We start from the raw sequence: 24,844 nt of genomic DNA, 5'->3' as shown, positions 1-24,844 counted from the left end.
CAAATTCTGTGCATGCTTTCCTGCGGCAATGTCTTACCCGCTCATCAGCATGGGGTGAACAATGGCTTGGTAGGAGCCATCTCCGCAAAGCTTTCCCGCATCCAGCGCCACTAACACCTTAGCGGCTTCTATCGTACGCTCCTCATGACGAATGACAACCTGATCCGGCTTAATCGCCAGCATAAACCGGGTATCCCGGTTCACCCCCCGGTAAGGGACGAAACGAAGCCGATCCTGCCAAATAAACTCCTCCTGCTCCAGCCCGCTGACTAGCTCCTCCACACGCCCGCCCCGGATGCGCTCCACCCAGGATGCGGGCAAAACCTCCTGCCATATCACCGTCTCCATAACCATAACCGGCGTACGGGTCAACGGATCATACAGCTGATTTCCTGTATCAATCAGACCTTTACAATGATACACACTGCCTTCTACCCGAACCTCCACATCGGCCAGGCAGCTGGTCAACTGCTCCCGCCGGCGTGCTCCGCCAAGCACCATTTTGAACAGCCACAGCATCAAAGGAAAAGCTATAGCCGTTACCAAAAATCCCACGCGAAGCGGCTGGCCTCCATCGCCTTCCTGCGGAAACCAAATGCTGGACAAAATCACATCCGCCGGCTGATAAAAATAATGGATGGCAAATAGGCCCCCCGCAGCCGCAAAGCTGATTAGGAAGAACATGCCTATATTGCTTACGTAGTTACGCAGTCCACCAAAGCCAAAAGCCATCCAAATGAGCAGCGCCGAAACCATGCATTTTGCCGCCATACTGAACATAAAACTTAACATGGGGTAAAACAGCAGCACAGTATAAGCGCCGCCTACCGCTGAAGTTACGGCCAGCCTCCACCACGGACACCGCAGCTTGCGTGCACGGGCCGTCATATATAGCAGCAGGCCGTCCATCAGCGTATTGGCGAGGAAGACCAGATCAGCATAAACGACCATCTGCTCCCCCTCTCTTAATGGCTTGCACGATGCGGGTTATCGGTCATCCGCCGGACGAAATCAGTATAGCCCATGCTCTAATAGAAGTCTGTCAAACCTTGTCACGAATTTCTCTGTTTTTTTGTCATCCCGGCCAACACAAAAAGAGCCTTCCATTTCGTCCCAAAGGACAAAAGGAAAGGCTCTTTCCCTGCTGCAAGATTGCAGGCTAGTTACTAGATTATTTGTCAGAAAGATTCCGGCCGCGGTTACGCAGAAAGGTCGGAATATCCAGTTGGTCCGTAGAAGGCTGGCTCCCGAACGGACGCACGTTTTGACGGCTCTCGCCTTGTTCTTGCCCTGTGCCCCCTGCAGCGCCTGGGCGGCGGCCCGGGTGCTGTGGAACACTCGCAGGCTTATGCTCGAAACCGGTCGCAATCACGGTCACCATAATTTCATCGGTAAACGTATCATCGATAATAGCTCCGAAAATCATATTCACTTCCGGATCGGAATGCGAGATCACGATATCGGCCGCCTCATTGACTTCGTACAGGCTGAGGTTAATACCGCCGGTAATGTTCATCAAAATACCGCGGGCACCGTCAATGGACGTTTCCAGGAGCGGACTCATGATTGCCTGTTTGGCAGCCTCGGCCGCGCGGTTCTCTCCTTTGGCTACGCCAATGCCCATCAGAGCCGAGCCGCGTTCAGTCATAATCGTTTTGACGTCAGCAAAATCAAGGTTAATCAGACCCGGACGCTGAATCAAGTCGGAAATGCCCTGTACCCCTTGACGGAGCACGTTATCCGCATGGATAAATGCTTCCAGCATCGGCGTTTTCTTGTCGACGATTTCAAGCAAACGATCGTTCGGAATAATGATCAGCGTATCTACTTTTTCTTTCAGAGCGGCAATGCCCTGCTCGGCCTGCAGCGCGCGCTTCCGGCCTTCGAAGGTAAACGGCCGGGTAACGACGCCTACTGTCAATGCGCCGCATTCTTTGGCAATCTCGGCAATCACCGGAGCAGCTCCGGTGCCTGTGCCGCCGCCCATACCAGCGGTAACGAACACCATATCCGAACCCTTCAGCGCATTGATGATCGACTCCCGTGATTCTTCCGCTGCTTTCTTACCGATTTCCGGGTTAGCGCCCGCGCCAAGACCACGGGTCAGCTTCTCGCCCAGCTTCAGCTTCGTTTCCGAGTTAGACATATTGAGCGCTTGCGCGTCCGTATTCACAGTAATAAATTCAACACCCGTTACGCCACTCTCGATCATCCGGTTCACAGCGTTGCTTCCCCCGCCGCCAACCCCGATGACTTTGATCTTCGCCATCTGGTCCAGATCCAAATCAAATTCAAACATAGTCCTTCATGCTCCCCTCAAAATGATGCGGATGATAAAAGTGCGGCCAATAAACGGAACGGCCTGCTTGTCTACAGCAGCCGGCATCCGTTTATACAATGATTCTGAAATTCATGTTAAATAAATTCGCTGAACCAGTTTTTCACACGCTCCACCAGGTTTGTCTTTTGCTTGACCGGCTGCTTCACGGTTGTTTTCTTAACCGTGCCTGTCGCACGTGTTTTCACAAATCTGGAAACATACTGTATGATTCCGACCCCGCTCGTGTAAGCAGGCTCTCGCACCCCGATGAAATCAGGAACCGCAATGCGTACCGACGTATTCAGCTCTTCCTGGGCGATAATAAGCATGCCGGGCATCGATACAGTACCTCCAGTCAGCACATAGCCCCCCGGAACCTCAGGATAGCCCAGACGTGCCACTTCAGCGCGAACCAGTTGAAAAATTTCTTGAACACGCGGCTCGATGATAGAGGACAAATCCTGCTGACTGTATTCCTTATCACCGTTTGAACCGATGCGCGGAACTTTGAACACCTGATCTACATCCGCATCATTGAACACAGCACAGCCGTACTTCAGCTTCACCTTCTCGGCGATTTCCACTTGGGTTTTCAGTCCGATTGAAATGTCATTCGTTATAAATTCGCCCCCAATGGGCAGTGTGGACGTCGCCACAAGATTTCCTTGGTCGTAGACCGCAATTGTCGTTGCGCCTGCTCCGATATCGACCAGCGCCGTTCCAATCATCTTCTCATCCTTCGACAGCGTCAGCTGGCCTGCCGCCAGAGACATCAGCACCAAGCCGGATACTTTCAATCCGGTCCGCTCCACACAGCGCAGCAAATTGTGAATGGCCGTTTTGGCACCGGTAATAATCGTCGCTTCCACTTCCAGCCGCACGCCAATCATGCCGCGCGGGTCCTGAATCCCTTCCAAGCCGTCTACTACATATTGCTTTGGAACGACTCCGATAATTTCCCGCTCGGGCGGAAGAGCGATAACCTTGGCCGCCTGTAAGACGCGCTCGATATCCTCTTCACCGATTTCACGATCCTCGTTGGAAACCGCCACTACGCCGTGGCTGGATTGAAGCGCGATATGATTACCTGAAATGCCTACAAACACTTCGGCTATTTGAATGCCTACCATCCGTTCTGCATGGTCGATGGCACTTTTGATGGACTGGACGGTTTGGTCAATATCTACAATTGCTCCTTTGCGAATACCTTCCGAATCGGACGAACCGACACCCACAATGTGTATCGCGCCACTGCCTACCTCTCCGATAATCGCCCGCACTTTGGATGTGCCGATGTCCAAACTGACAATGGTGTCATTATTGCTCAAGCGTCTGGGCACCTCCCGTACTAGAAATATAAACCACGACTTTTGTAAAAGAACCAATGTACATATTCCACACCGCTATGAATTTCCCTCTTTTTTTATTGCAAATTTTCAAAAGAACATACCATAAGTGCAATTCTAACATTTCTTCATATGAAAGAGTAGTCTAATTTTACGTTTTTCGCTTAAAGTTGCCAAAATCTCAATAATGCAAGCAATATCACCTTTTTTAACTATTTTTGGTAGAAAAGATCGAAAGAGCGGTGGACATCAACCTCCAGCAGCTCCAGAACTCCGGAAGTAATTTGCTTCTTCTTTAAATCTTCGATGATATCATCCAGTGTTTTCATTTTATCGGGAAGCTTTGTAACGGTTGTATACACCTCATAGTTGGCGCGAACATACATTTTGATTTTGTCGGGATACGAGTTGGTCGGCGCCGGCCGAATCTCCGAAATATAGGAAAGCTGCACCGGGGTCAGCGCCGTCAGCGCCGCACACAGCTTCTTGCGCCACGGGTCTTCTTCATTCCACCCGCTGATGATCGGCTTATCGATAGGCGCATAGTTGTCCAGCGGATAGCTCCATCCGCTGGACAATACCGCTTCAGTCTTGCCTTCCGGGCTAATCTGATACGCCACGCGCGGAAACTCTTCGATGATAATGCGGATATGGCCAGGGAAATCCTTGGACACCTCGGCCGATTTTACGGCTGGCAGTGCTTTAACCCGCTGCATAATAACCGTGGAGCGGACAGCCAAAAAATGATCGCCCTCCTTGACCCCCGAAGCTTGTACAATTTCGTCGGTCGTAAGCGCGCTGTTGCCCGAAACTTCAATAATAGCAATTCTACTAATTGAAGATCGAAAGAACAACACAAAAAGCAGAATAATAAAAAACATCAAAAGAAAAACGAGCAACCTGCGGCTGCTGCGTGATTTGGTCTTCGTTTGCTTCGTTAGCGCAGGAACCTTGTCGTAGGCTGTAGACAAATCGGGCACCACCTTCAGGCATATATGCGTTAAAAAGCCTACATCCCCTTCGTATGAAGGGGCTGCTTGGCCGCTTGTTATCTTATGGAATGATTTGCTCCACCGGCGAGAAGCGCTGGATTTGACCGCCAAGCCGGGCAAACATCGTTTCAATATGATCGTATCCGCGGTCAATATGATGAATTTGTTCAATGACGGTTCTGCCGCCTGCCGCAAGTCCGGCGATAACAAGAGCTGCTCCGGCTCTCAGGTCAGTCGCTTCCACTGCAGCTCCGTACAAACGGGGCACCCCGCGAATGAAGGCAGAGCTCATATCCGTCCGGATGTCGGCACCCATCCGCCCCAGCTCATCCACGTGCTTGAACCGGCCTTCAAAAATAGTTTCTTTCATTATACTAAGTCCGTCAGCTAGTGCCAGAAGCACCATAATTTGAGCCTGCAAATCGGTTGGAAACGAAGGATATGGCGATGTGACAATACGCTCTACGGCTTTGGGCCGTCCTGCGCAGCTTATGTTTATTATATCACCGCAAACCGTCATTTGAACACCTGCCCGCTTCAGCACATGCATGACGGACGTCAGATGCGGTGCGCAGACGTTTTGCAAGGTAACACTGCCTCGGGTAGCGGCGGCAGCAACCATAACCGTTCCAGCAACGATACGGTCAGGAATAATAGAGTAATGGCAAGCCTTCAGCTCTGTTACGCCTTCAATCGTAATCGTATCCGTACCGGCTCCAATAATGCGGGCCCCCATCTTGTTCAAAAAATGCTGCAAATCCTGAATTTCCGGTTCACGGGCCGCGTTCGTTATCGTCGTGGTTCCCTTTGCCAGCACGGCAGCCATCATAATGTTTTCCGTTGCCCCTACGCTTGGAAAGTCCAGTACAATGTCGGCACCCTTCAATTGCTCCGCCCGGCATACAATCGTTTCCGGCGTTTCCTCAATGACGGCCCCGAGCGCCTGCAAGCCGCGCAAATGAAGATCGATTTTGCGTTCTCCGATGGCGCAGCCTCCCGGCTGATACACCTGGACATACCCGAAACGGGCCAGGAGCGGTCCCATTAGAAAAACGGAGGAACGCATTTGTTTCATCAGATCTTCAGGCACATGGGACGAAGCAAGCGTGGTGGTGTCCACCGTTACGGTCTCCCCTTGCTGTTCCGCACGGCAGCCAAGCCCCTTCAAGATGCACAGCATCACCCCAATATCCAGCAAGTTCGGCACATTCTCCAGTCTGTGAACGCCGCCGGCGAGCAGAGAGCCTGCCAGAATCGGCAGCGCCGCGTTTTTGGCCCCATGTATCCTGATGGTTCCAGACAGTGGTCTCCCGCCGTCAATCACCAACTTCTCCAAAGTTCCACCTCCGATTTACGGCTCACCCACCACCAATACTTCGGGGATCAAATCCACGCCGTAAAGTTCCTGGACCTTGCTGCGCATTTGATCCATAAGGGTGAGCACATCAGCGGCTGTCGCTTGCCCGGTGTTCACGATGAAATTGGCATGCTGCGTCGACACTTCGGCGCCGCCGACCCGCAATCCTTTTAGTCCCGCTTCCTCGATAAGCTTCGCCGCATACGTCCCCTCGGGATTACGGAACGTGCTGCCGGCGCAGGCCATTTGCAGCGGCTGCGTCTTGATCCGGCGGTCCTTGTACGAGGCCATCGCAGCCGCGATTTCCGTACGGTTCCCGCTGCTCAATTCAAAAACCGCTTCGGTTACAATGCCTTTTATCGAATGCAGGATGGAATGACGGTATGCAAATTCAAGCTCCTCCGCGGTCCATGTGACCAACTCCCCGGTTTCCAGCACAATATCAGCCTGCTTGAGAATACGCGAAACATCCGACCCGTGCGCTCCCGCGTTCATGTAAACGGCTCCTCCCACTGAACCCGGAATACCTCCCGCGAACTCCAGCCCGGTCAGTCCTTGCTTGCCGGCCAGCACCGATAATTTAATGAAGCTTAAGGCTCCGCCGGCAATAACCCGCTCGTTGTCGAAATTCAAGTATTCAAAGGCACGCCCGAGCAAAATGACCGCCCCCCGAATGCCTTTGTCGGAAACGAGCATGTTGGACCCTCTGCCGATCGCAATCCATGGCACCCCGTGGCGATACAGGATACGAAGCGTCTCGGCAAGCGCTTCTTTACTATCCGGAATGATGAGGCAGTCTGCCGGACCGCCGATTTTCCAGGTCGTATAAGCGGCTAACGGCTCCTGAAACAGCAGCTTTCCTACATGCGCGGCCTGGAGTTCGGAAACAACGTGTTGCATGGGATAAACCTCCTTCACAGAACATCGGAAGCATGACGCTGCTGCATCTTCAGGCGGGCGATCGCCGCAGGTGCATGACGCCGATGCATGGCTTCCAGCTGCATCGCAAAAGCTCGCTTGCGCTGCGTCAAAGAATCATGTTCATTCTCCGAACTAATCGCAGCTTGTGGAGTAAGCAGTAAACCAGCCCCTATATCCAGCACCGGTCTGGCAAAGCAGCCTTTCCACCTGGCCTTTGTATGCATCTTCGAGCTTTCCGGGTGTCTGTCACGGTTATAGTGTAGTTTATGTCAGAAGAGCAATGTGTGTGACAATCGCCCAATTCAATTCAAATTCACGCCTTTGCGGCCGTTTCTTCAATAAGCCGTACAGCCGCTTCGGCGCTGGCGCGTCCGGCCTGCTTCGGCATCCGGGCCTGCACCTGCTCACGATGGGCGTACAGCTGGCTCACGTCCAGGACCAGCCGTTCCGGGGTAAGCTGCTCTTCAGGCAGAACAGCAGCATAGCCCTGCCGCTCGAACGATTCCGCGTTCATGATTTGATCGCCCCGGCTCTGGCCACGGGTCAGCGGAATTAACAGCATGGGCTTGGACAAAGATAAAAATTCAAATATCGACGTTGCTCCGGCACGAGACACAACCACATCGGCCATGGCCAAAATGTGCGGAAGCTCCTCCTGAATAAATTCAAACTGGCGATACCCGTGCCGGCGCTCCAGCTCGGAATTGAGCTGGCCCTTTCCGCAAATATGGACCACTTGAAACCGCTCCAGCAGCTCCGGAAGCGCAGCCCGTACCGCCTCATTAATCCGCTGGGCCCCGAGACTTCCGCCCATAACAAGCAGCACGGGCTTTTCGCCGGAGAAATGGCATATGTTCAGCCCTTTGCTTTTACTGCCCTGCAGCAGCTCCTCACGAATCGGCAGGCCGATGGAAACCGCCTTTCCCGGCGGCAGATGACGGGTCGTTTCGGGAAAGGTCGTGCATACCTTCGCGGCAAAAGGAACCGACAGCTTATTGGCCAGCCCCGGCGTCAGATCCGACTCATGAATGATGACCGGAATCCGGTTCAGCCAGGCGCCAACCACAACCGGCACGGAAACGAAGCCTCCCTTGGAAAAAACGATATCCGGTTTAATCCGGCGGAGCAAACGGTACGCTTGGCCAACGCCGAGCAGGACGCGAAACGGGTCCTTTATATTTTTCAAATCAAAATAACGGCGCAGCTTGCCCGATGAAATCGCATGGTACGGAATTCCGGAAGATGCGATGATTTGCTTCTCAATGCCGTCCCGGGACCCGATATATTCCGCACGCCAGCCCTTGGCACGCAGCTTCGCCATCAGCGCCAGATTCGGCGTGACGTGCCCGGCCGAACCGCCTCCGGTAAAAACAATTTTGTTCATAATCTGAAAAATCACCTCGCGTAACGGGAAATATTAAGCAGTACGCCGATGGACGTCAGCATGAGTGTCAGGGAGGACCCCCCGGCGCTTACTAATGGAAGCGTGATGCCGGTAACCGGGAACATGCCGATCACGACCCCGATATTGATGACGACCTGCACTGCGATCATGCCGACAATGCCGGCCGCCAGCAGGCTCCCGAACGTATCCGGCGCAGTCATCGCCGTACGCATGCCGCGCCAAACCAGCAGCAGAAACAGCACCAGCACCGTCGCTCCGCCGATAAACCCAAGCTCCTCGGCAATAATGGAGAAAATAAAATCCGTCTGCGGCTCGGGCAGATAGCTGTATTTTTGCCGGCTCATTCCGAGTCCCAGCCCAACCAGCCCGCCCGGTCCAATTGCATAAAGGGATTGAATCGACTGATACCCTGCGCCCAGCGGGTCCTGCCACGGGTCCAGAAATGCTGTAATCCGCTTCAGCCGGTACGGTGCGGCGGCAATCAGGCCGACAAAGCCGGCGACACCGAGCAAGCCGAGTCCAGCCAGGTGGGCCATCCGTGCTCCAGCTGTATAAATAATGATCAACGAGGCTCCGACAAGCACAGCCCCGGTGCCCAGATCCGGCTGCAGCATAATCAAGCCGAAAGCAGCGCCAATTGTGGCCAGCGGTGGCAGCAGCCCCCGCGTAAAGCCTGTGATGGGATGCACCGGCTCAGCCAGCCACTTGGACAGAAAAACAATCATGCCCATCTTCATAAATTCGGAGGGCTGAATGCCGAGCGATCCGATGCCGAGCCAGCTGCGGGCGCCGCCTCGAACGACACCGACCCCAGGGATGAGTACGATGACCAGGAGCCCGAAGCAAATCAATAGGCCGGGAAACGCCCATCTGCGCCACACGCGGTAATCCACATTCATCGTGAAAAACATAGCCACAATGCCAAGCACTGCAAAAATAGCCTGACGCTTTAAATAATAAAAGCTGTCGCCAAAGTCATGGAACGCAAGCACCGCGCTTGCGCTGTACACCATAACCACACCGATTCCCAGAATGGCCAGTGTGGCAATGATGATCCACGGGTCCGGCATCGCTTTCGCTTTTGTCATAATCCGACACCACCTGTCTAATAGAAGTTCAGGGCTTGGGAATGGAATAAAATAAGTCCTGAAATCCGGTCAAGCCCCTTCTATTTACAGGTTATGCACAGCTTGTTTAAAAATGCGTCCACGCTCCTCATAGGAGGCGAACATATCCCAGCTAGCGCACGCCGGCGAGAGCAGAACGATGTCGCCTTCCTCGGCAAATGCTTTGGCGCGGGTGACGGCTTCCTGCAGCACCGCTGCCGCCAGCTCGGAAGCCGAACCGAAGGACTGCGCAGGGCTCTGAAGCGACTGCTCATCGACAACCGCGATAAGGTCCAGGCCCGCCTCAGCGGCGACCCGGCTTATTTTGTCCCGGGTTTGGCCGAAGGCCACGACCGCCTTCACCCGTTCCCGGAAATAAGGGAGTAACTCCGTATACTCCATATGGCGCTCCAGGCCTCCGGCCAGCAGGACAATGGGCTGCTCGAACGATTCCAGCGCTTTGATCGTTGCCGCCGGATTGGTTGCCTTGGAATTGTTATAATAAACAATCCCGCCGGATTCACGCACGAATTCCAGCCGATGCTCAACACCACGGAATTCATGAAGCACGCTGCCGATGAGTGCCGGATCTACACCGGCAGACAAGGCAACAGCCGTGGCGGCAAGCGCATTTTCCAAATTAAACTCGCCCGGAATGCCTACTTCCCGGGCAGGTAAAATCGGCGTCACAGCTCCGTCCGCAGTCCGGTATACGATTTGACGGCCTGCCGCTTCCTCTTCGCTGCCTGTCCCAAGCGGCGGCTCCAAATAAACACCGCTTTCCAGCCGCTGGCGGCACGAAAACCGCAGCAGCTTCCCGGATGTGCGGGCAGCAAGACTACGGCAAACGGTATCATCCTCATTAACGACAAAAATATCGCCGTCCTGCTGATTGGCAAGCAGCTTCGCCTTGGATTCGACATAGTCTTCCATCGAGCCATGGTAGTCAAGATGGGTCTCATAGAAGTTGGTGATCAGGGCTATCCGGGGACGGAAGGAACGAGTTCCTTTTAATTGAAAGCTGGACAGCTCGACAACCATCCAGTTATCGGCATCCGCCTGTTCCGCCGCCTCACTCAGCGGCGTTCCGATATTCCCGGCAACAATCGGCCGCTTGCCCGCCGCATCCAGCATAAGTCCAACCCACGTCGTTGTCGTGGTTTTTCCGTTCGAGCCGGTAATTCCAATCATTGGCGCCTTGCAGATCTGGTAGGCAACCTCAACCTCGGTAACGACTTCAATCCCCAGATTCTCCGCTTGAACGACCGGGGACACCGTATAGGGAATGCCCGGATTCTTGACGAGGAGCGCCACACCGGGATGAATGAGCGTCTCCGGATGGCTGCCGCAAATAACACAAATACCCAGGGCCTCCAATTCTGCGGCCTCAGGGCATAGTTGACGTTCTTTCTTATCGTTGACAGTGACGTTCGCACCGTAACGGTGAAACAATTTGGCCACGGCTACACCGCTTTTGGCCAAGCCTAGCACAACGACCTCCCGGCCGTGATAATCTTCTGGTGACCACATTGAAACGAACAACCCCTTACTGGTTTAAAAGTCCAATGCCGGCAAAAATAAGTCCGGCAAGCCAAAATGTAATGACGACCCGCCATTCCGACCAGCCGCCCAGCTCGTAATGATGATGAATCGGACTCATGCGGAACACCCGTTTGCCACGTGTTTTAAAAGAAATCACCTGAATAATCACAGACAGCATCTCGATGACAAACACGCCGCCCACCAGCACAAGCAGCAGCTCCGACTTGGTCAGCACGGCTACCGCAGCCAGGCCGCCTCCGATACCGAGCGATCCTGAATCTCCCATGAAGACCTTGGCGGGATGCGCATTGTAAACCAGGAAGCCCAGCACCGCGCCGACCATCGCGGCAGAGAAAATCCCTGCTTCCGGCTCGGCATGTATCATGGCGATGACGGCATACGCGCCGAATGCAATAGCACTCGTACCCGCCAAAAGCCCATCCAGACCGTCAGTGAAATTGACGGCGTTGGAGGAGCCGAGCATCATGATTACAACAAGGGGGTAGTAAAGCCAGGACAGCTCTATGCTCCAATGCGTAAATGGAATAGCTACCTCCGTGCTGTGGCCTTTCAGCGCCAGCAGAACACAAACGATGCAGGCGAACAGCAGCTGGCCGAACAGCTTTTGCCGGGCGGTCAAGCCGAGGGAGCGCTTCAGTACAATTTTAATATAATCATCCAGAAAGCCAACCAGACCGAACCCGAGCGCCGCCACCAGCAAAATGACCGCATCTTGATTCAGGTCGGAGAACCGCAAATACGCAAGCGACAAGGCGAGCAAAATAATAATCCCGCCCATCGTCGGCGTCCCTTTCTTTTTCAGATGGCTTTGCGGACCGTCAGTGCGGATTTGCTGCCCGAACTTCAGCCGCCTGAGCAGCGGGATGATAATCGGGCCGAGTACCATCGCCAGCACAAAAGCGACGCCCATGGTTAGTATAATGGCTTTAAGCTCCAAAACTAGACTCCCCTCTCTATTTCACGGCTTGCAGCAGGCCGCCGATGACCTCTTCCAGCTTCATGCCGCGTGAACCTTTGACCAATATAATATCCTGCGGCTGAGCAACCTGAAGCAGTTGATCCACGAGCAGGCTTTTGTCGGAAAAAGACAGCACATGCCCGGCCGGTAGCCGAGCCGCAGCCGCTTCTGCAATATGCCGCGCCCTTTCCCCATACGTGAATACATAATCGGCGGTTAGCGAATCGATTTGGCTGCCGATGTCGTGGTGAAACTGTGCTTCCCCGTCACCCAGCTCCAGCATATCGCCCAGCACCGCCACCTTACTCTCATAGCCCTTCATTTCGGCCAGCAGCTTCAGTGCTGCCCGCATGGACGATGGGCTTGCATTGTATGCGTCGTTCAAAATGGTGAGGCCGTTCGGCGCCTTGACCAGCTCGATGCGCATTCCCGTTGCCTGCATTTGACGCAGACCGCGGGCCAGCTCTTGATCCTCGACTCCGAAAGAGCGGCATACCGCTATAGCGCCAAGCGCATTGATGACATTGTGCTGGCCCAGCAGCGGTACAAACCAGCGGATATCGGAGCCATTTGCTTTGAAATGCGTCCCTTGATCATCCAGCGTGATCTCGATCGGGTATACATCATTATCCTGCCCCTGCCCAAAACGGGTGTGCCGGAATGCACCGGCAGCCACAACCGGGCCCAGCTCTTCCGCCAGCAGCGGATCGTCGCCCTGTGTGACCAGCAGTGACCCGTGCGGCATGCCTGCCGCAATTTCCAGCTTGGCGCGGGCAATTTCTTGCCTTGACCCCAGTTGGAGAAGATGCGACTCGCCGATATTGGTAATGATGGAAGCTTCCGGCTTCGCCAGACGGGACAGCAGCTCAATCTCTCCCCGTCCGCTCATGCCCATTTCAATGATGGCTACCTGTGTTTCTTCGGCAAGCTGAAGCAGCGTCAACGGAACACCAATATGATTATTCAGGTTGCCCTGCGTTTTATGAACACAAAAAACCGTGCCGAGCATAGCCGCCAGCATATCCTTTGTCGTCGTTTTTCCATTGCTGCCGGTCACGCCGATAACCCGTACATCCAGCTCATCCCGGTAGGCCGCAGCCAGCTGCTGCAATGCGATGAGACTGTCTTCCACGACAACAATCGGCCTGCCCTCCGGCGCCGGTCCGTGATCGCGCTGCCACAATGCGGCGGCCGCCCCGCTTTGAATGGCTCCTTCAACATAGGCGTGGCCGTCGAAGTTATCTCCTGCGAGCGGCACAAACAAATTGCCCGCCTGAATGCTCCGCGAATCGGTGGATACTCCTTCAATCCACAACGCACCCGGCGACGTTTCCTTTGCAGACAGTTCCCCGTCTACCATATGCGCAATTTGTGCCAGCGTCCGTTTAATCATCGCAATACGCCCCTTATCGCTTCTCTGGCAACGATGCGGTCATCGAAGTCATAGCTGACGCCATGAATAATTTGATACGTTTCGTGACCTTTGCCCGCAATCAATACTACATCGTCCGGGCCTGCGATTTCAACTGCTTTTTGTATCGCCGCCTTCCGGTCGGCCAGAAGTGTATATTGATGCTCCGCCAAACCGGCCTCCTGCAGCCCCGGAACAATTTCCTGCAAGATGGATTCCGGATTTTCACTGCGAGGATTATCCGAGGTTACGATAACCACATCGCTGTATTGAGCCGCAATCCGGCCCATTATCGGCCGCTTCGTACGATCGCGGTCCCCTCCGCAGCCGAACACGGTAATGACGCGGCCCTGCGCGAATTCCCGGATAGTGGACAGGGCGTTATCCAGTCCGTCCGGAGTATGGGCGTAATCCACGATGACCAGATACTGCTGGCCTCCGTCAACCAGCTCCATTCTTCCGCTGACCACCGGCATCGTAGCCAGTCCGGCCTGCACCTGATCTACGGTCAGTCCCTCTGCCAGTGCTGCCCCTGCGGCGGCCAGGGCGTTAGAAACATTGAATTTGCCTACCAGCTTCATCGAAATCTCCGCAGCACCTGCAAAGCTTCGCAGCCGAAACCGGTTTCCGCCCGGAGTCACACGCACCTCTTCAGCATACACGTCTGCCCCCGGATGAAGGCTGTAGGTAATGACCTCCGCTGTGGTCAATCGCGCATACTCGGCGCTTACCGGGTCATCCGCATTCAGAACGGCAAACCTCCGCTTCTCCGGTTCAGCATGGAAACCGTTGCCCAAACGTGAGAATAGCAGCCCTTTGGCCGCCTTGTAATTGTCCATGGTTTTATGATCGTCCAGATGGTCCTGGGTCAGATTGGTAAAAACAGCCGTGCGGAATTCACAGCCCTTCACCCTGCCCATTGCCAGCCCCATGCTCGATACTTCCATCGCGCAGTACGATGCGCCCTGATCCAGCATCATCCGGAAATAGCGGTGCAAATCGTGGGATTCCTGTGTATTTAATGAAACGGGAAGCAGATCGCTGCCGATCTTGACACCCAAATTTCCCATTAAGCCCGTTTCCTGACCCGCACTGCGCAGCAAATGCTCAATCATACATGCAGTCGAGGTTTTGCCGTTTGTGCCGGTTACGCCGATGACGCGCAGGGTCCGGCTCGGGTATCCATACAAATGAGATGCGATGGCCGCCATAGCCTGACGCGCCTCCTTCACAACCAACTGCGGCAGCGCCACATCAAGCTCTCGCTCCACCACAAGCGCAGCAGCGCCTGCCGCCTGCGCTTGCCCGGCATACTGATGCCCATCTGTTTTTACCCCCGGAATACATACAAACAGGTCCCCCTGGCGCAACTGCCGGGAATCCAGACCAATGCCGTTAATTTCGGTCTCGCCGTCTCCGACGATCCGGCACAGCGTAAATAAAGAAGCAAGCTCGCGAAGCCGCATGACGTTTCCTCCCCCAACCACCTATGTTCTGCCTTATGTACCCGATAACGGCCGGATATCAACCATTATCGGGTTTCCTCCCCCATTGTATACTTGGACAGGCGGCGATGACTACTGTGAATTTCCTGATAAAAACACACGAATGGATGAGCCACGCTCCAGCCGTGTCCCTGCCGCAGGCTGCTGGCTGACAACGACTTGACCCGTTCCTGATTTAATAAGGGTAAAATTCGAATTCAAGTCTTCATAAATGTCCTGGACGCTCATGCCGACCAAATCAGGCACCTCTACAATCGGCGTATCCCCATATTTAAAATCACGCTGAATCTGATCCTTGCGCTGCGGCACGTTCATATAACGAAGCGCATCCGACATAATATTTTTGACAATCGGCGCAGCGATAAGACCGCCAAATTGGAGTCCTTGCGGGTCATCCACAGCTACATATACGACGATTTTCGGGTCGTCCGCCGGCGCAAAACCGATAAAGGAGACAATGTGCTCATCCGTCAAATAACGCCCGTTCACCGCTTTTTGCGCAGTACCGGTTTTTCCGCCGACACGATAACCGTCAATAAAGGCGTTGCGTCCTGTTCCTTTGGCGACGACGCTCTCCAAAGCCTCCCGCACCTGCCTGGAGGTCTGCTCGGAGATCACCTGCCGCACCAGCTCCGGCTGGACGCTCTCCATCACCTGACCGGTAACCGGATGCACCCAGGCCTTGGCGACATGAGGCTTAAACAGCTTGCCGCCATTGACGGCAGCCGCTACGGCAGCCACCTGCTGAATCGGCGTTACGGAAACCCCTTGACCAAACGATGTGGTCGCCAGCTCCACCGGGCCGACTCTGGACAGCTTGAACATAATGCCGTTTTCTTCGCCCCGCAGGTCGATGCCCGTCTTCTGTCCGAAGCCGAACCCGCGTATGTATTCAAACAGCTTCTCCTTGCCGAGCCGCTGGCCTAGCACCACAAAGCCCGGGTTGCAGGAATTTTCAACAACCTGCAAAAAGCTCTCGCTGCCATGGCCGCCCTTCTTCCAGCAGCGGAGACGGGCCCCGGCAACTTCAATATAACCGGGGTCGTAAAATTGTTCATTGAACAAATCGACCTTCTTCTCCTCAATGGCGGCCGCAAGCGTAATAATCTTGAAGGTCGAGCCCGGCTCGTAGGTCATCCAAATCGGCAAGTTTCGGTTATACGTCTCTACCGGCGATTGATTAAAATGAGCCGGCTCGTAGGTCGGTCTCGAGGACATGGCTAAAATCTCGCCCGTCGTCGGGTCCATGGCGATGCCGATGATATGCTGCGGCTGAAACTGCAGCATCGCCTGATCAAACTCACGTTCCATGAAGGACTGAATTTGTTTATCAATCGTCAGCTGCAGGTTCAAGCCGTCCCGGGGGTCGGTATACTGCTCGGAAGATCCCGGCATCACGCGATTTGCCGCATCGGCCAAATAGGAAATGCTGCCTTTTATCCCCTTCAGCCGGTCATTGTGCGACAGCTCGACTCCGGTCAGCCCTTGGTTGTCGATGCCTGTAAAGCCCAGCACGTGAGCCGCCAGCGAACCGAACGGATAATACCGCTTGTTATCCTCCGCCACAACGATACCCGGCAAACTCAATTGGCGGACCTCGTCGGCCTTCGCCGCCGTTATTTTTCGGCCACCCGGCTGTATGCGGACGTTCATTTCTTTTTTGGTGACGAGCCCGTATACTGTGTCATATGGGATTTGCAGCACCCGCGACAGCTCACTTGCCGCTTGGCCGGGGTCCTTCACTTGTGCAGGAATCGCCCATACTGTTGGCGTACTGATGTTATAAGCCAGCTTCTCCCCGTTGCGGTCCCATATCTCCCCCCGCTTGGCGGCGAACGGAATTTCCCGCCGCCAGGAATCCTCCGCCCGCTCCGCAAGCACAGGTCCTATCCATAATTGCACGTAGCCAAGCCGGAACAGCAGAGCGACAAAAAGCAGAGAAGTGAGCAGCAGCGCCCAAAACAGCCTGCGCCTGAGCATAGCTCCAGACAATTTCATTGAAAAGGCCCTCCTGAACAGCACGAATTGTTAGTTCATGACTATTCAGGACAAGGCCCGGTTAGAACAAGCTTTACTGTCATATGCAAGATATGCGGCAATTTCCAAAAGGAATGGACCTTGCCGCATATTCGGTCGTTACTGCCTTGCGGAAGCACTCACCTTGGATGAGCCGGTTTTCGTGCTGGAGGTTTGAGCCCCGCCTGCCGGTTCCTTGGCAGCTTCCTTCTCTTTCCCTTTCGCCGCATCCTCCTTGCCGCTCTCGTTCGGCTTCTCGCCCCAAGGATGCAGCTCCAGCATCACGTCTGTGCCGCCCTCAAGCTTTTTTTGGCTCGTAACGTAGCCTTCGCCCGCAACAGCACAATTCACCTGAAGCATCGAGCATATCGCAAGAGCATCGCGCATCGATTTACCGTTTAAATTCGGCAGCTTCACCTGATCGGCACGGTCAGTCAACAAAATCATTCGTTCCAAAAGGCCAATTTCAGTCCCGGGCTGTGGATATTGTTGAAGCACCTTGGTCCCATTTCCGAGCACCTCATAGCCAATCTTGTTCGTATCCAGTGTTTTCTTCGCTTGCGAAAGCGGTTGATCGGTAACCTGAGGAACCGACACGCTGTAATCCTTCTCGGAAATTTGCGCCTCCTGCGCTGCAGAGGTAATTCCCATATAGCGCAGCGTATTAAGCATCATTTCCCGGAAAGCCGGCTGTGTGGCGTTGCTGCCCAGATGATAGTCCCCTTTTAAATCAGGCTCATCCGAAACGATGACGAATAATATTTTTGGGTCCTCCGCCGGCGCGTAGCCCGCAAACGAGATAATCCAGCGGTCTGTCGAATAGCGGCCGTTAATAACCTTGTTCGCTGTACCGGTTTTACCGGCAATCCGCACACCCTCGATGTAGGCCGACTTGCCGGTACCGATTTTTTGATCGGATACCACCTGCTCCAAATATTCGCTGACCTTCCGGGCTGTTTCCTCGGAAACCACCTGGCGTACAAACTTCGGCTCCGTCCTTTGAATCACCTGACCCGTCTTGGCATCATCAATTTCCTTGACGATATACGGTGTCATCAGCTTGCCGCCATTTGCGATTGCCCCGTAAGCCGCCGCCAGCTGCATCACGCTGACCGCAACCCCGCCCTGGCCGTAGGTGGCCGTTGCAATTTCCGTCGGATACCTGAACCGGATGGTTCCCTTTGCTTCCGCCGGCATATCCACGCCTGTTTTTTGTCCAAAGCCGAATCGCTCGATATACTCCCGAAGCTTGGCCTCGCCCAGCTGCTCATAGCCAAGCTTGACGAACGCAACGTTACTCGAACGCTTCAGCCCGTCCAAATAACTAATGGCTCCCCATCCTGCTCTATCATGGTCATGGAGCTTGTCTCCGCCGGGCAACGTGATCGATCCGGACATAAACGAATCATTCGGCTTGAAGATGCCCTCCTCCACCGCCGCCGCCAAGGTTACCAGCTTGAAGGTCGAGCCCGGTTCAAACTGGCCGGAGATGGCATGATTCGTCAAATCCCCGGCGCCCGGAACCTGCCAGTATTTGTTCGGATTAAAATTCGGCAAACTGACCATGCCCAGAATTTCCATCGTTTGCGGGTTAAGCGCGATCGCTGACATCGCCTTGGGCCGCCATTTTTGGAAGGAGGTTTCCATCGCCGATTCCATGTACGACTGGATTTGCTTATCGATCGTCAGCTTGACATTATTGCCGTCAATCGGCGCTTCGTAATACACGTTGGCTCCTGGAAGCTCATTGCCCTGCGGGTCCTTCGCCGTTTCGATTTTGCCGTCTGTACCGTGCAAGATGTTGTCATAATAGTATTCGATGCCTTGCGTTGCTTTGCCTTCCTTATTGATAAAACCCAAAATGTGGGAGGCAAGCCGTCCGCCCGGATAATAGCGTTTGCTTTGCGGCATCAAATAGATGCCGTATTCCTTAAAATTCGTTACGCCGCCAAACACTTGTCTGGCGGGAGCAAACTGCTCCTTGATTTGGTCTGCGACCTCATTATCAATATTCCAGCCTTCACTGCGAACTTCCCGCCAGTTCCAGAAGGCGCCCTTTTCCGTCTTGGCTGTAGCCAGCTCGCGCAGCTGCTGCTCAGGCTTGCCCAAAATAGCGGACAGCCCCTGAACAACCTCTTCAAGCGTCCCGTTTTTATTAATCGCATTCGGGTCAATCGCAACGTTATAGGATGGACCGTCTTCTGCAAGCAAATTGCCGTTCCGGTCCAGAATAGCCCCGCGTTGGGAAGGAATCGTCTGGCTTTTATGCCAATTTTTTTGGGCTTCGCCTACAAGCCAGGCACTGTCGACAATTTGGACCCAGTACACGCGGACTGCCAGTAAAACAAAAAAAAGGGTAAATACCCCTCCAATTAGCAATGTACGAAGTCGAATGGTACGAATCATGCTTATATATCCTTCTCCGTTGTTTTTAGTTTATTGTTTTTTATTTTGCTCAGATGCTGTTGTCTTTTGCTGCTGACCGCCTTGGACAGCCGAGCCCGATTTGCTCTCCGTGACCGCCTTTCCCGTCTTCGGGTCCATCGGGACAAGCCCGTATTTGGCCGCTTCCTTCTGAAGCTGCTCTGGGGAGTTCCTTCTGCCAATTTCCAGCTTCAAGCGGTTATTTTCCATTTGGAGCATTTTGATATCTTCTTCCATACTCGTAATCCGGCTGTTCATTTCATAGATTTGCGCGTAACGGAAGATGATCGCCCCCGCCACAAGCACGCAAGCAATAACGGTTAGCAGATAGAGCAGCTTCTCCTGTACCGGGATAGCTTTGCGGCGATATACCGTCCGGATTGTTTCCTTTGCGGTTCCACGTTTAGGCTGCGTGGTGCGTTCTTCTACCGCTAAGCTGCCATGAATGTATGCTGGCACGATCAAAACCTCCTTTTAATGGCTATCGAATGCTCATTCGATAAGTTAGACGGACAGCTTCTCGGCCACTCTAAGCTTGGCCGATCGGGCGCGCGGATTTCTTTCCAGCTCCGCCTCTCCCGGCTCTACAGGCTTACGATTGACAAGCTTAAGCTGCGATGCTTTACTGCAGACGCACATCGGGAAATCCGGCGGGCAGGTGCAGCGTTCAATAAATTTGGCGAATGCCTGCTTGCACAGACGATCCTCCAGAGAATGAAACGTAATGACTGCCGCCCTTCCGCCTGGCTTAAGACAGCGGACAGCTTGCTCCAGTGCCTCCTCGCATGCGCCAAGCTCGTCATTCACCGCAATGCGCAGCGCCTGGAAGGTCCGTTTGGCCGGATGTGGCCCCGTTCTTCTCGCTGCAGCCGGAATCGCCTGCTTAATAAGCTCCACCAATTGTCCAGTTGTCTCAATCGGCGCAGCTTTGCGGGCCTCTACGAATGTACGGGCAATTTTGCGGGCAAACTTCTCTTCGCCATATTCGAACAAAATGCGGGTAATTTCCTGCTCATCCCACTCATTCACAATTTCCTTGGCCGTCAGCAGCTCGTCCCGGTCCATGCGCATATCCAGCTCGGCATCATGGTTGTAGCTAAAGCCCCGGTCTGCTTCATCCAGCTGCGGAGAGGACACGCCAAGGTCAAACAGCACCCCGTCCACCTGGGGTATTCCGTCCTTCTGCGGCACCTCCGGCAAGGATGCGAGCACCTGCTGCAAATAACGGAAATTGCTTTTGACCAGCCTGACATGGTGCATTTGGGATGACAGCACCTTCCTTGCATTGTCAAGTGCCACGTCGTCCTGATCCAGACAAATTAACAGCCCCTTGTCGCTCAGCTTCGACGCGATTAAAGAGCTATGTCCGGCCCCGCCAAGAGTACAATCCACATAAATCCCGTCGGGCTTGATGCTTAATCCATCTACGGCTTCCTCTTTCAGTACAGTCACATGATGAAACACTGCCGCTTTCCTCCCAGCTTGCTATAAATCAAAATTGAAATCCACCAGCTTCTCGGCGATATCATTGAACGATTCCTCGGATGCAGTAAAATAGCCCTCCCACACCGGCTTGCTCCAAATCTCCACCCGGTTGGAAACGCCGAGCACCACACAGTCCTTCTCCAGCTTGGCGAAATCAACCAGTGTATTTGGTATATTTACCCTTCCCTGTTTGTCGAGTTCGCATTCGGTCGCGCCGGAAAAGAAGAAACGGGTAAACGCCCGGGCGTCCGACTTCATTAAAGGCAGTGCTTTCAGCTTTTGCTCCAGTACGGACCATTCGGGCCTTGGGTACACGAACAAGCAGTTGTCCAGGCCCCGGGTTACGATAAAGCTCGAACCAAGCGCATCACGAAACTTTGCCGGAATAATGAGCCGGCCCTTCTCGTCAATGCTGTGCTGGTACTCGCCCATAAACATCGCAACCATCCACCCCTCGCCACCACTTTGCCCCACTTTTCACCACCTGATAATACAAGTTCTCCACCGAAATGAAAACTCCTGCTCTGGAGCGCCTTTTTTTTCATATCGTTCCGTTTTGCCGCCCCGGTATCGGTAGAGAAAAGAATATTCCCCTATAAAATCACTCCCTTTTTCAGAAAAAACCGAACATTGGAGGTGAGCATCAAGGCAAACAGGCTTCAGTCGCCTCTTACAGCCAAGGCCCCGTGCATGTAAGCATCTCCGGCAACAACGGATTTTTTTACAATAATTCCGGGCCGAATTGAACGAATTCCAGCCTGAAGCCGAAGGCCCTTCTCCCTGTCAAAGGACCTCTCTGCAGCCGTCTTGCCATAACGATAAAAATAACAAAAAAGCTTCCCCGTTCTTCATGAAACGTGCCATGTCCGGCACCCTTCATTCCAAACGAGAAAGCCTCTAGAACGCATCCCGGCAGATCGTGCTGCCGTCAGCTGCAGCTTCCCTATCCAAAGTCTTCGCACTGCGCGCAGTGTGGCATCGCATGACGGGGGTCAGGCCACGGACAGGGTAAATATTAATGCTCCTGCCAGCTTTCCAAATATTCCTTCTGCTCCGCAGACAAGGTATCAATGCTGAATCCGAGCGATTCCAGCTTAAAGCGGGCTACCTGCTCATCCAGCTCATACGGCACGTTGACGACCTGTGCGCCAATCGACTCATACTGGTCATTCACATACTTAAGCGACATCGCCTGAAGCGCGAAGGTCATATCCATAATTTCCGCCGGGTGGCCGTCGCCTGCAGCCAGGTTGACCAGACGCCCTTCCGCCAAAATGTAAAACTTGCGGCCGTCCGCCAGCTTGTATTCTTCAATGTTGCGGCGCACAGTGCGCTTGGATACAGACAATGCCTCCAGCTCCGGCTTGTTCACTTCCACGTCAAAGTGTCCGGCATTGGACAGAATCGCCCCGTCCTTCATGACCTTGTAATGCTCGCCGCGGATGATGTCCTTGTTGCCGGTCACGGTTACGAAGAAATCGCCGACCTTAGCCGCTTCGATCATCGGCATTACGGCAAAGCCGTCCATGTAAGCTTCAACCGCTTTGATCGCATCCACCTCAACCACAACGACGTTCGCGCCAAGACCCTTGGCACGCATCGCCACGCCTTTGCCGCACCAGCCGTATCCGGCAACGACAACAGTCTTTCCTGCCACGACGAGGTTCGTGGTACGGTTGATGCCGTCCCATACCGACTGGCCTGTTCCGTAGCGGTTGTCGAACAAATATTTGCAGAATGCATCGTTTACAGCAACCATCGGGAATTTCAGCTGGCCTTCTTTTTCCATCGCCTTCAGGCGCAAAATGCCCGTTGTTGTTTCTTCTGCACCGCCCCGAACCTGGGCAAGCAGGTCCTGACGCTCGGAATGAAGAATGGAAACCAGGTCGCCGCCGTCATCAATAATGAGGTCCGGCTTCGTTTCCAGCGTTTTGACCATCAGGTCCTTGTATTCCTTCGGTTCCGGGTTGTACTTGGCAAATACCGTAATGCCGTCTTCCACCAGCGCCGCACATACATCGTCCTGGGTGGAAAGCGGGTTGCTGCCTGTAATAGCCACTTCAGCACCGCCGGCTTGGATAACCTTGGCCAAATAGGCCGTTTTGGCCTCCAGGTGAAGGGAAATGGCAACTTTCAGCCCTTTAAACGGCTGTTCTTTCTCGAATTGCGCCCGAATCCGGTTCAGCACCGGCATATGCGCTTGAACCCAATCGATTTTGAGATGGCCTTCCGGCGCCAGAGCCAGATCGGTAACAATGCTTCTTTCTTTTGCTGTATTCATTATGCGTAACCTCCGTTATCTTCTTGACGATAAAATTATACATGACCAACGATTCGCCAGCGTGCACAAGCTCTCTTCACACCGAGTTTACGCCAATCGGTTAAAAATAGACCGCCGCATGCAGCGAGCTCATTGCAGATGAAGATTGCATCAGCTCCCGAATCCAGCCGCTGCCAAATTTATTCAAATAAACAAAGATATTATACACTCTTTCTTGGGGTTTACCAAGCGGCAATATCGCCGTTTTTACCCGGTCAAACTGACGGAGTCCCGCCTCATACTGCGATTTATGCGCATCCAGAGCGCGCGCCTGCATAAAGTCAATCTGCTCCAAAATTTTTTGCAAATTTGTTTCACCCAGCTTCCCGAGCCCCGGATTCAGGCTTGCGGCCGTATCCAGAAGAGGGCGATACAAATCGGCGAACTGCCGCTTCACATCCGAAAAGCGCGGCTCAAGATGCAGCGTATCCTGAGCGTCCAGCCAAGCCTGGCGTTTCGCGTCAATCCGCTGTATGACGTCATCGAACGTCAGCTCGTACTTGTTCAGCTGCTTCTGCACCGTGCCCTCAAGCAGGGTAAACCCGCGCCGGGCCAGCAAAACGGGCATCTTCATCCCCAGTGCCCCGAAGGCCTGCTTCAGCATTCCCCAGTAGGCCACCTCGCTTGGCCCGAGCACGACACCGAGCACCGGAAATACGTAATCCTGCATCAGCGGGCGGCTCATGACATTGTTGCTGAGCAGCTCCGGACGGCGGGCGGCGATATCCTGAAGCTCCGCTTCAGAAAACCGCACAGTCCCTTTTCTGTCTCGGAAAAAGCCGTCTGACTCATCATGGTAAAGCATCGTACGTTCGCCATCCACCAAAATAAACAAATGGGCCTGCTCCCGGTCAACGACGGCCTGCGGAGTAAAGCCAAGCGACTCTACTTGCTCCTTGCCTTCCCAGACCGCCTCAGACAGCGCCCGATTCTCTGAAACGAGCCGGGCGAACCATCCGCTTTCCAGCCGCCGAAGCTCGGGAAGGGCCGCATCGATAAATACCAGCCCTTCATCGGCGAACAGCCACGCCAGTGTGCGCGCAAACGCTTCGGACAATGTATCGGATTGGTGGTGAATATCCCGCAGACGGCCCAGAAGATCCGGTTTAAATTCAGTATCCTGCAGTCCCTGCTCCAAAGCGGCAAGCCCTTCTTCCCAGGCCTCCCGCGTAAACTTCAATGCGCTGACCGGCTCTCTTTTGCCAGTAGGATGCTGCAGCTGCAGCCGCTCCACCTCGGCTTGCCGGTTCAATATGTATGTATGGGAGGCCTCGTCAAAATCATGGTCCTCTCCGGCAATCCAAAAAACGGGCACTACCGGCACACCGAGGCGTGCAGAAGCGGATCTCGCTTCTTGAATAATGTTCATGGCCTTGTAAATTACAAGCAGTTGGCCTGTAAACAAACCGGCCTGCTGGCCTCCGATAACAACCATCGTAGTTGCTTCCGCCAGCAGCCTGGCGTTGGCTACGCTTTGCGGTCCGGCACCCATACGCTTATTGTACGCGGTAACGATTTCAGCCAGCTTGCTCCGGTCCGCTTGAGGCCGATCGGGCCGCTGCAGCCAGTCAAGCCGTTCCTTCCAGGATACTTCCGTGTGCGGATTATATTCATAGAGCGAGCTGACCCGCTCAAAGCTCTGATGATAGCTTTCGTTCTGTGATTGGCCTCCCGGCCAGTTGACGCTTTCCAGCTTCAAGTCGGTTCCCCCTCAT

Annotated in this window: 20 protein-coding genes; all 20 read right to left on the bottom strand. The window is 54.1% G+C overall.

Annotation, left to right across the window (positions count from 1 at the left end):
- Positions 1-33: 33 nt before the first annotated feature.
- The 20 genes from spoIIGA to bshC all read right to left on the bottom strand — a co-directional run bounded on the left by spoIIGA (position 34) and on the right by bshC (position 24,828).
- Positions 34-951 (bottom strand): sigma-E processing peptidase SpoIIGA, encoded by a 918-nt coding sequence (gene spoIIGA / locus WBG83_RS13640; protein WP_336745643.1) that lies wholly within the window; start codon positions 949-951, stop codon positions 34-36.
- 220 nt (positions 952-1,171) lie between these two features.
- Positions 1,172-2,299 (bottom strand): cell division protein FtsZ, encoded by a 1,128-nt coding sequence (gene ftsZ, locus WBG83_RS13635; RefSeq protein WP_336745642.1) that lies wholly within the window; start codon positions 2,297-2,299, stop codon positions 1,172-1,174.
- A gap of 116 nt (positions 2,300-2,415) precedes the next feature.
- Entirely contained in the window at positions 2,416-3,648 is a 1,233-nt protein-coding gene (gene ftsA, locus WBG83_RS13630) for a cell division protein FtsA (protein WP_336745641.1), read from the bottom strand.
- 230 nt (positions 3,649-3,878) lie between these two features.
- Entirely contained in the window at positions 3,879-4,637 is a 759-nt protein-coding gene (locus WBG83_RS13625) for a cell division protein FtsQ/DivIB (protein ID WP_336745640.1), read from the bottom strand.
- An 82-nt stretch (positions 4,638-4,719) separates the two neighbouring features.
- Positions 4,720-5,994: a UDP-N-acetylglucosamine 1-carboxyvinyltransferase gene (gene murA / locus WBG83_RS13620; protein ID WP_336745639.1), complete on the bottom strand. Its 1,275-nt coding sequence runs from the start codon at positions 5,992-5,994 to the stop codon at positions 4,720-4,722.
- 15 nt (positions 5,995-6,009) lie between these two features.
- Positions 6,010-6,915, bottom strand: a complete 906-nt coding sequence (murB, locus tag WBG83_RS13615) for a UDP-N-acetylmuramate dehydrogenase (RefSeq protein WP_336745638.1) — start codon at positions 6,913-6,915, stop codon at positions 6,010-6,012.
- Positions 6,916-6,929: 14 nt separating this feature from the next.
- A complete protein-coding gene (locus tag WBG83_RS13610; RefSeq protein WP_336745637.1) occupies positions 6,930-7,160 on the bottom strand; it encodes a hypothetical protein in 231 nt (76 codons plus the stop codon).
- 89 nt (positions 7,161-7,249) lie between these two features.
- Positions 7,250-8,320: an undecaprenyldiphospho-muramoylpentapeptide beta-N-acetylglucosaminyltransferase gene (locus WBG83_RS13605; RefSeq protein WP_336745636.1), complete on the bottom strand. Its 1,071-nt coding sequence runs from the start codon at positions 8,318-8,320 to the stop codon at positions 7,250-7,252.
- A gap of 11 nt (positions 8,321-8,331) precedes the next feature.
- On the bottom strand, positions 8,332-9,429 hold the full coding sequence (gene spoVE / locus WBG83_RS13600; RefSeq protein ID WP_336745634.1) for a stage V sporulation protein E: 1,098 nt from the start codon (positions 9,427-9,429) through the stop codon (positions 8,332-8,334).
- Between the two features lie 84 nt (positions 9,430-9,513).
- Positions 9,514-10,977 (bottom strand): UDP-N-acetylmuramoyl-L-alanine--D-glutamate ligase, encoded by a 1,464-nt coding sequence (gene murD / locus WBG83_RS13595; protein WP_336745633.1) that lies wholly within the window; start codon positions 10,975-10,977, stop codon positions 9,514-9,516.
- Positions 10,978-10,993: 16 nt separating this feature from the next.
- Positions 10,994-11,947, bottom strand: coding sequence for a phospho-N-acetylmuramoyl-pentapeptide-transferase (gene mraY / locus WBG83_RS13590; RefSeq protein WP_336745632.1), 954 nt, complete (start codon positions 11,945-11,947; stop codon positions 10,994-10,996).
- Positions 11,948-11,963: 16 nt separating this feature from the next.
- Positions 11,964-13,361 carry a UDP-N-acetylmuramoyl-tripeptide--D-alanyl-D-alanine ligase gene (locus WBG83_RS13585; RefSeq protein WP_336745631.1) on the bottom strand — a complete coding sequence of 466 codons (1,398 nt, stop codon included), beginning with the start codon at positions 13,359-13,361 and terminating at the stop codon, positions 11,964-11,966.
- Complete coding sequence (locus WBG83_RS13580) at positions 13,358-14,845, bottom strand: UDP-N-acetylmuramoyl-L-alanyl-D-glutamate--2,6-diaminopimelate ligase (RefSeq protein WP_336745630.1); 1,488 nt, start codon at positions 14,843-14,845, stop codon at positions 13,358-13,360. The genes WBG83_RS13585 and WBG83_RS13580 overlap by 4 nt, the downstream gene beginning before the upstream one ends.
- 111 nt (positions 14,846-14,956) lie before the next feature.
- Positions 14,957-16,882, bottom strand: coding sequence for a stage V sporulation protein D (locus tag WBG83_RS13575; RefSeq protein ID WP_336745629.1), 1,926 nt, complete (start codon positions 16,880-16,882; stop codon positions 14,957-14,959).
- 138 nt (positions 16,883-17,020) lie between these two features.
- Positions 17,021-19,306 carry a penicillin-binding transpeptidase domain-containing protein gene (locus tag WBG83_RS13570; RefSeq protein ID WP_336745628.1) on the bottom strand — a complete coding sequence of 762 codons (2,286 nt, stop codon included), beginning with the start codon at positions 19,304-19,306 and terminating at the stop codon, positions 17,021-17,023.
- Between the two features lie 30 nt (positions 19,307-19,336).
- Positions 19,337-19,783, bottom strand: coding sequence for a cell division protein FtsL (gene ftsL, locus WBG83_RS13565; protein ID WP_336745627.1), 447 nt, complete (start codon positions 19,781-19,783; stop codon positions 19,337-19,339).
- Positions 19,784-19,828: 45 nt separating this feature from the next.
- Positions 19,829-20,788, bottom strand: a complete 960-nt coding sequence (gene rsmH, locus WBG83_RS13560) for a 16S rRNA (cytosine(1402)-N(4))-methyltransferase RsmH (RefSeq protein ID WP_336745626.1) — start codon at positions 20,786-20,788, stop codon at positions 19,829-19,831.
- Between the two features lie 21 nt (positions 20,789-20,809).
- Entirely contained in the window at positions 20,810-21,247 is a 438-nt protein-coding gene (gene mraZ / locus WBG83_RS13555) for a division/cell wall cluster transcriptional repressor MraZ (protein WP_336745673.1), read from the bottom strand.
- Positions 21,248-21,824: 577 nt separating this feature from the next.
- Positions 21,825-23,090, bottom strand: coding sequence for an adenosylhomocysteinase (locus WBG83_RS13550; protein WP_336745625.1), 1,266 nt, complete (start codon positions 23,088-23,090; stop codon positions 21,825-21,827).
- Positions 23,091-23,190: 100 nt separating this feature from the next.
- Positions 23,191-24,828, bottom strand: a complete 1,638-nt coding sequence (gene bshC / locus WBG83_RS13545; protein WP_336745624.1) for a bacillithiol biosynthesis cysteine-adding enzyme BshC — start codon at positions 24,826-24,828, stop codon at positions 23,191-23,193.
- Between the last annotated feature and the right edge of the window lie 16 nt (positions 24,829-24,844).

Origin of the sequence: Paenibacillus sp. y28 (assembly GCF_037137075.1) — a bacterium.
In the GTDB taxonomy this organism is placed as follows: Bacteria; Bacillota; Bacilli; order Paenibacillales; family NBRC-103111; genus JBBBNV01.
This window is presented reverse-complemented; position numbering and strand designations above follow the sequence as displayed.

Excerpts from the sequence above, each read along its gene's own strand:
- WBG83_RS13605 (WP_336745636.1), bottom strand. The coding sequence starts at position 8,320 with ATGAACAAAATTGTTTTTACCGGAGGCGGTTCGGCCGGGCACGTCACG.
- WBG83_RS13580 (WP_336745630.1), bottom strand. The coding sequence starts at position 14,845 with ATGCGGCTTCGCGAGCTTGCTTCTTTATTTACGCTGTGCCGGATCGTC.
- mraZ (WP_336745673.1), bottom strand. The coding sequence starts at position 21,247 with ATGTTTATGGGCGAGTACCAGCACAGCATTGACGAGAAGGGCCGGCTC.
- WBG83_RS13550 (WP_336745625.1), bottom strand. The coding sequence starts at position 23,090 with ATGAATACAGCAAAAGAAAGAAGCATTGTTACCGATCTGGCTCTGGCG.
- spoVE (WP_336745634.1), bottom strand. The coding sequence starts at position 9,429 with ATGACAAAAGCGAAAGCGATGCCGGACCCGTGGATCATCATTGCCACA.
- spoIIGA (WP_336745643.1), bottom strand. The coding sequence starts at position 951 with ATGGTCGTTTATGCTGATCTGGTCTTCCTCGCCAATACGCTGATGGAC.
- WBG83_RS13585 (WP_336745631.1), bottom strand. The coding sequence starts at position 13,361 with ATGATTAAACGGACGCTGGCACAAATTGCGCATATGGTAGACGGGGAA.
- ftsZ (WP_336745642.1), bottom strand. The coding sequence starts at position 2,299 with ATGTTTGAATTTGATTTGGATCTGGACCAGATGGCGAAGATCAAAGTC.
- WBG83_RS13610 (WP_336745637.1), bottom strand. The coding sequence starts at position 7,160 with ATGCATACAAAGGCCAGGTGGAAAGGCTGCTTTGCCAGACCGGTGCTG.
- murB (WP_336745638.1), bottom strand. The coding sequence starts at position 6,915 with ATGCAACACGTTGTTTCCGAACTCCAGGCCGCGCATGTAGGAAAGCTG.
- WBG83_RS13570 (WP_336745628.1), bottom strand. The coding sequence starts at position 19,306 with ATGATTCGTACCATTCGACTTCGTACATTGCTAATTGGAGGGGTATTT.
- WBG83_RS13575 (WP_336745629.1), bottom strand. The coding sequence starts at position 16,882 with ATGAAATTGTCTGGAGCTATGCTCAGGCGCAGGCTGTTTTGGGCGCTG.
- murD (WP_336745633.1), bottom strand. The coding sequence starts at position 10,977 with ATGTGGTCACCAGAAGATTATCACGGCCGGGAGGTCGTTGTGCTAGGC.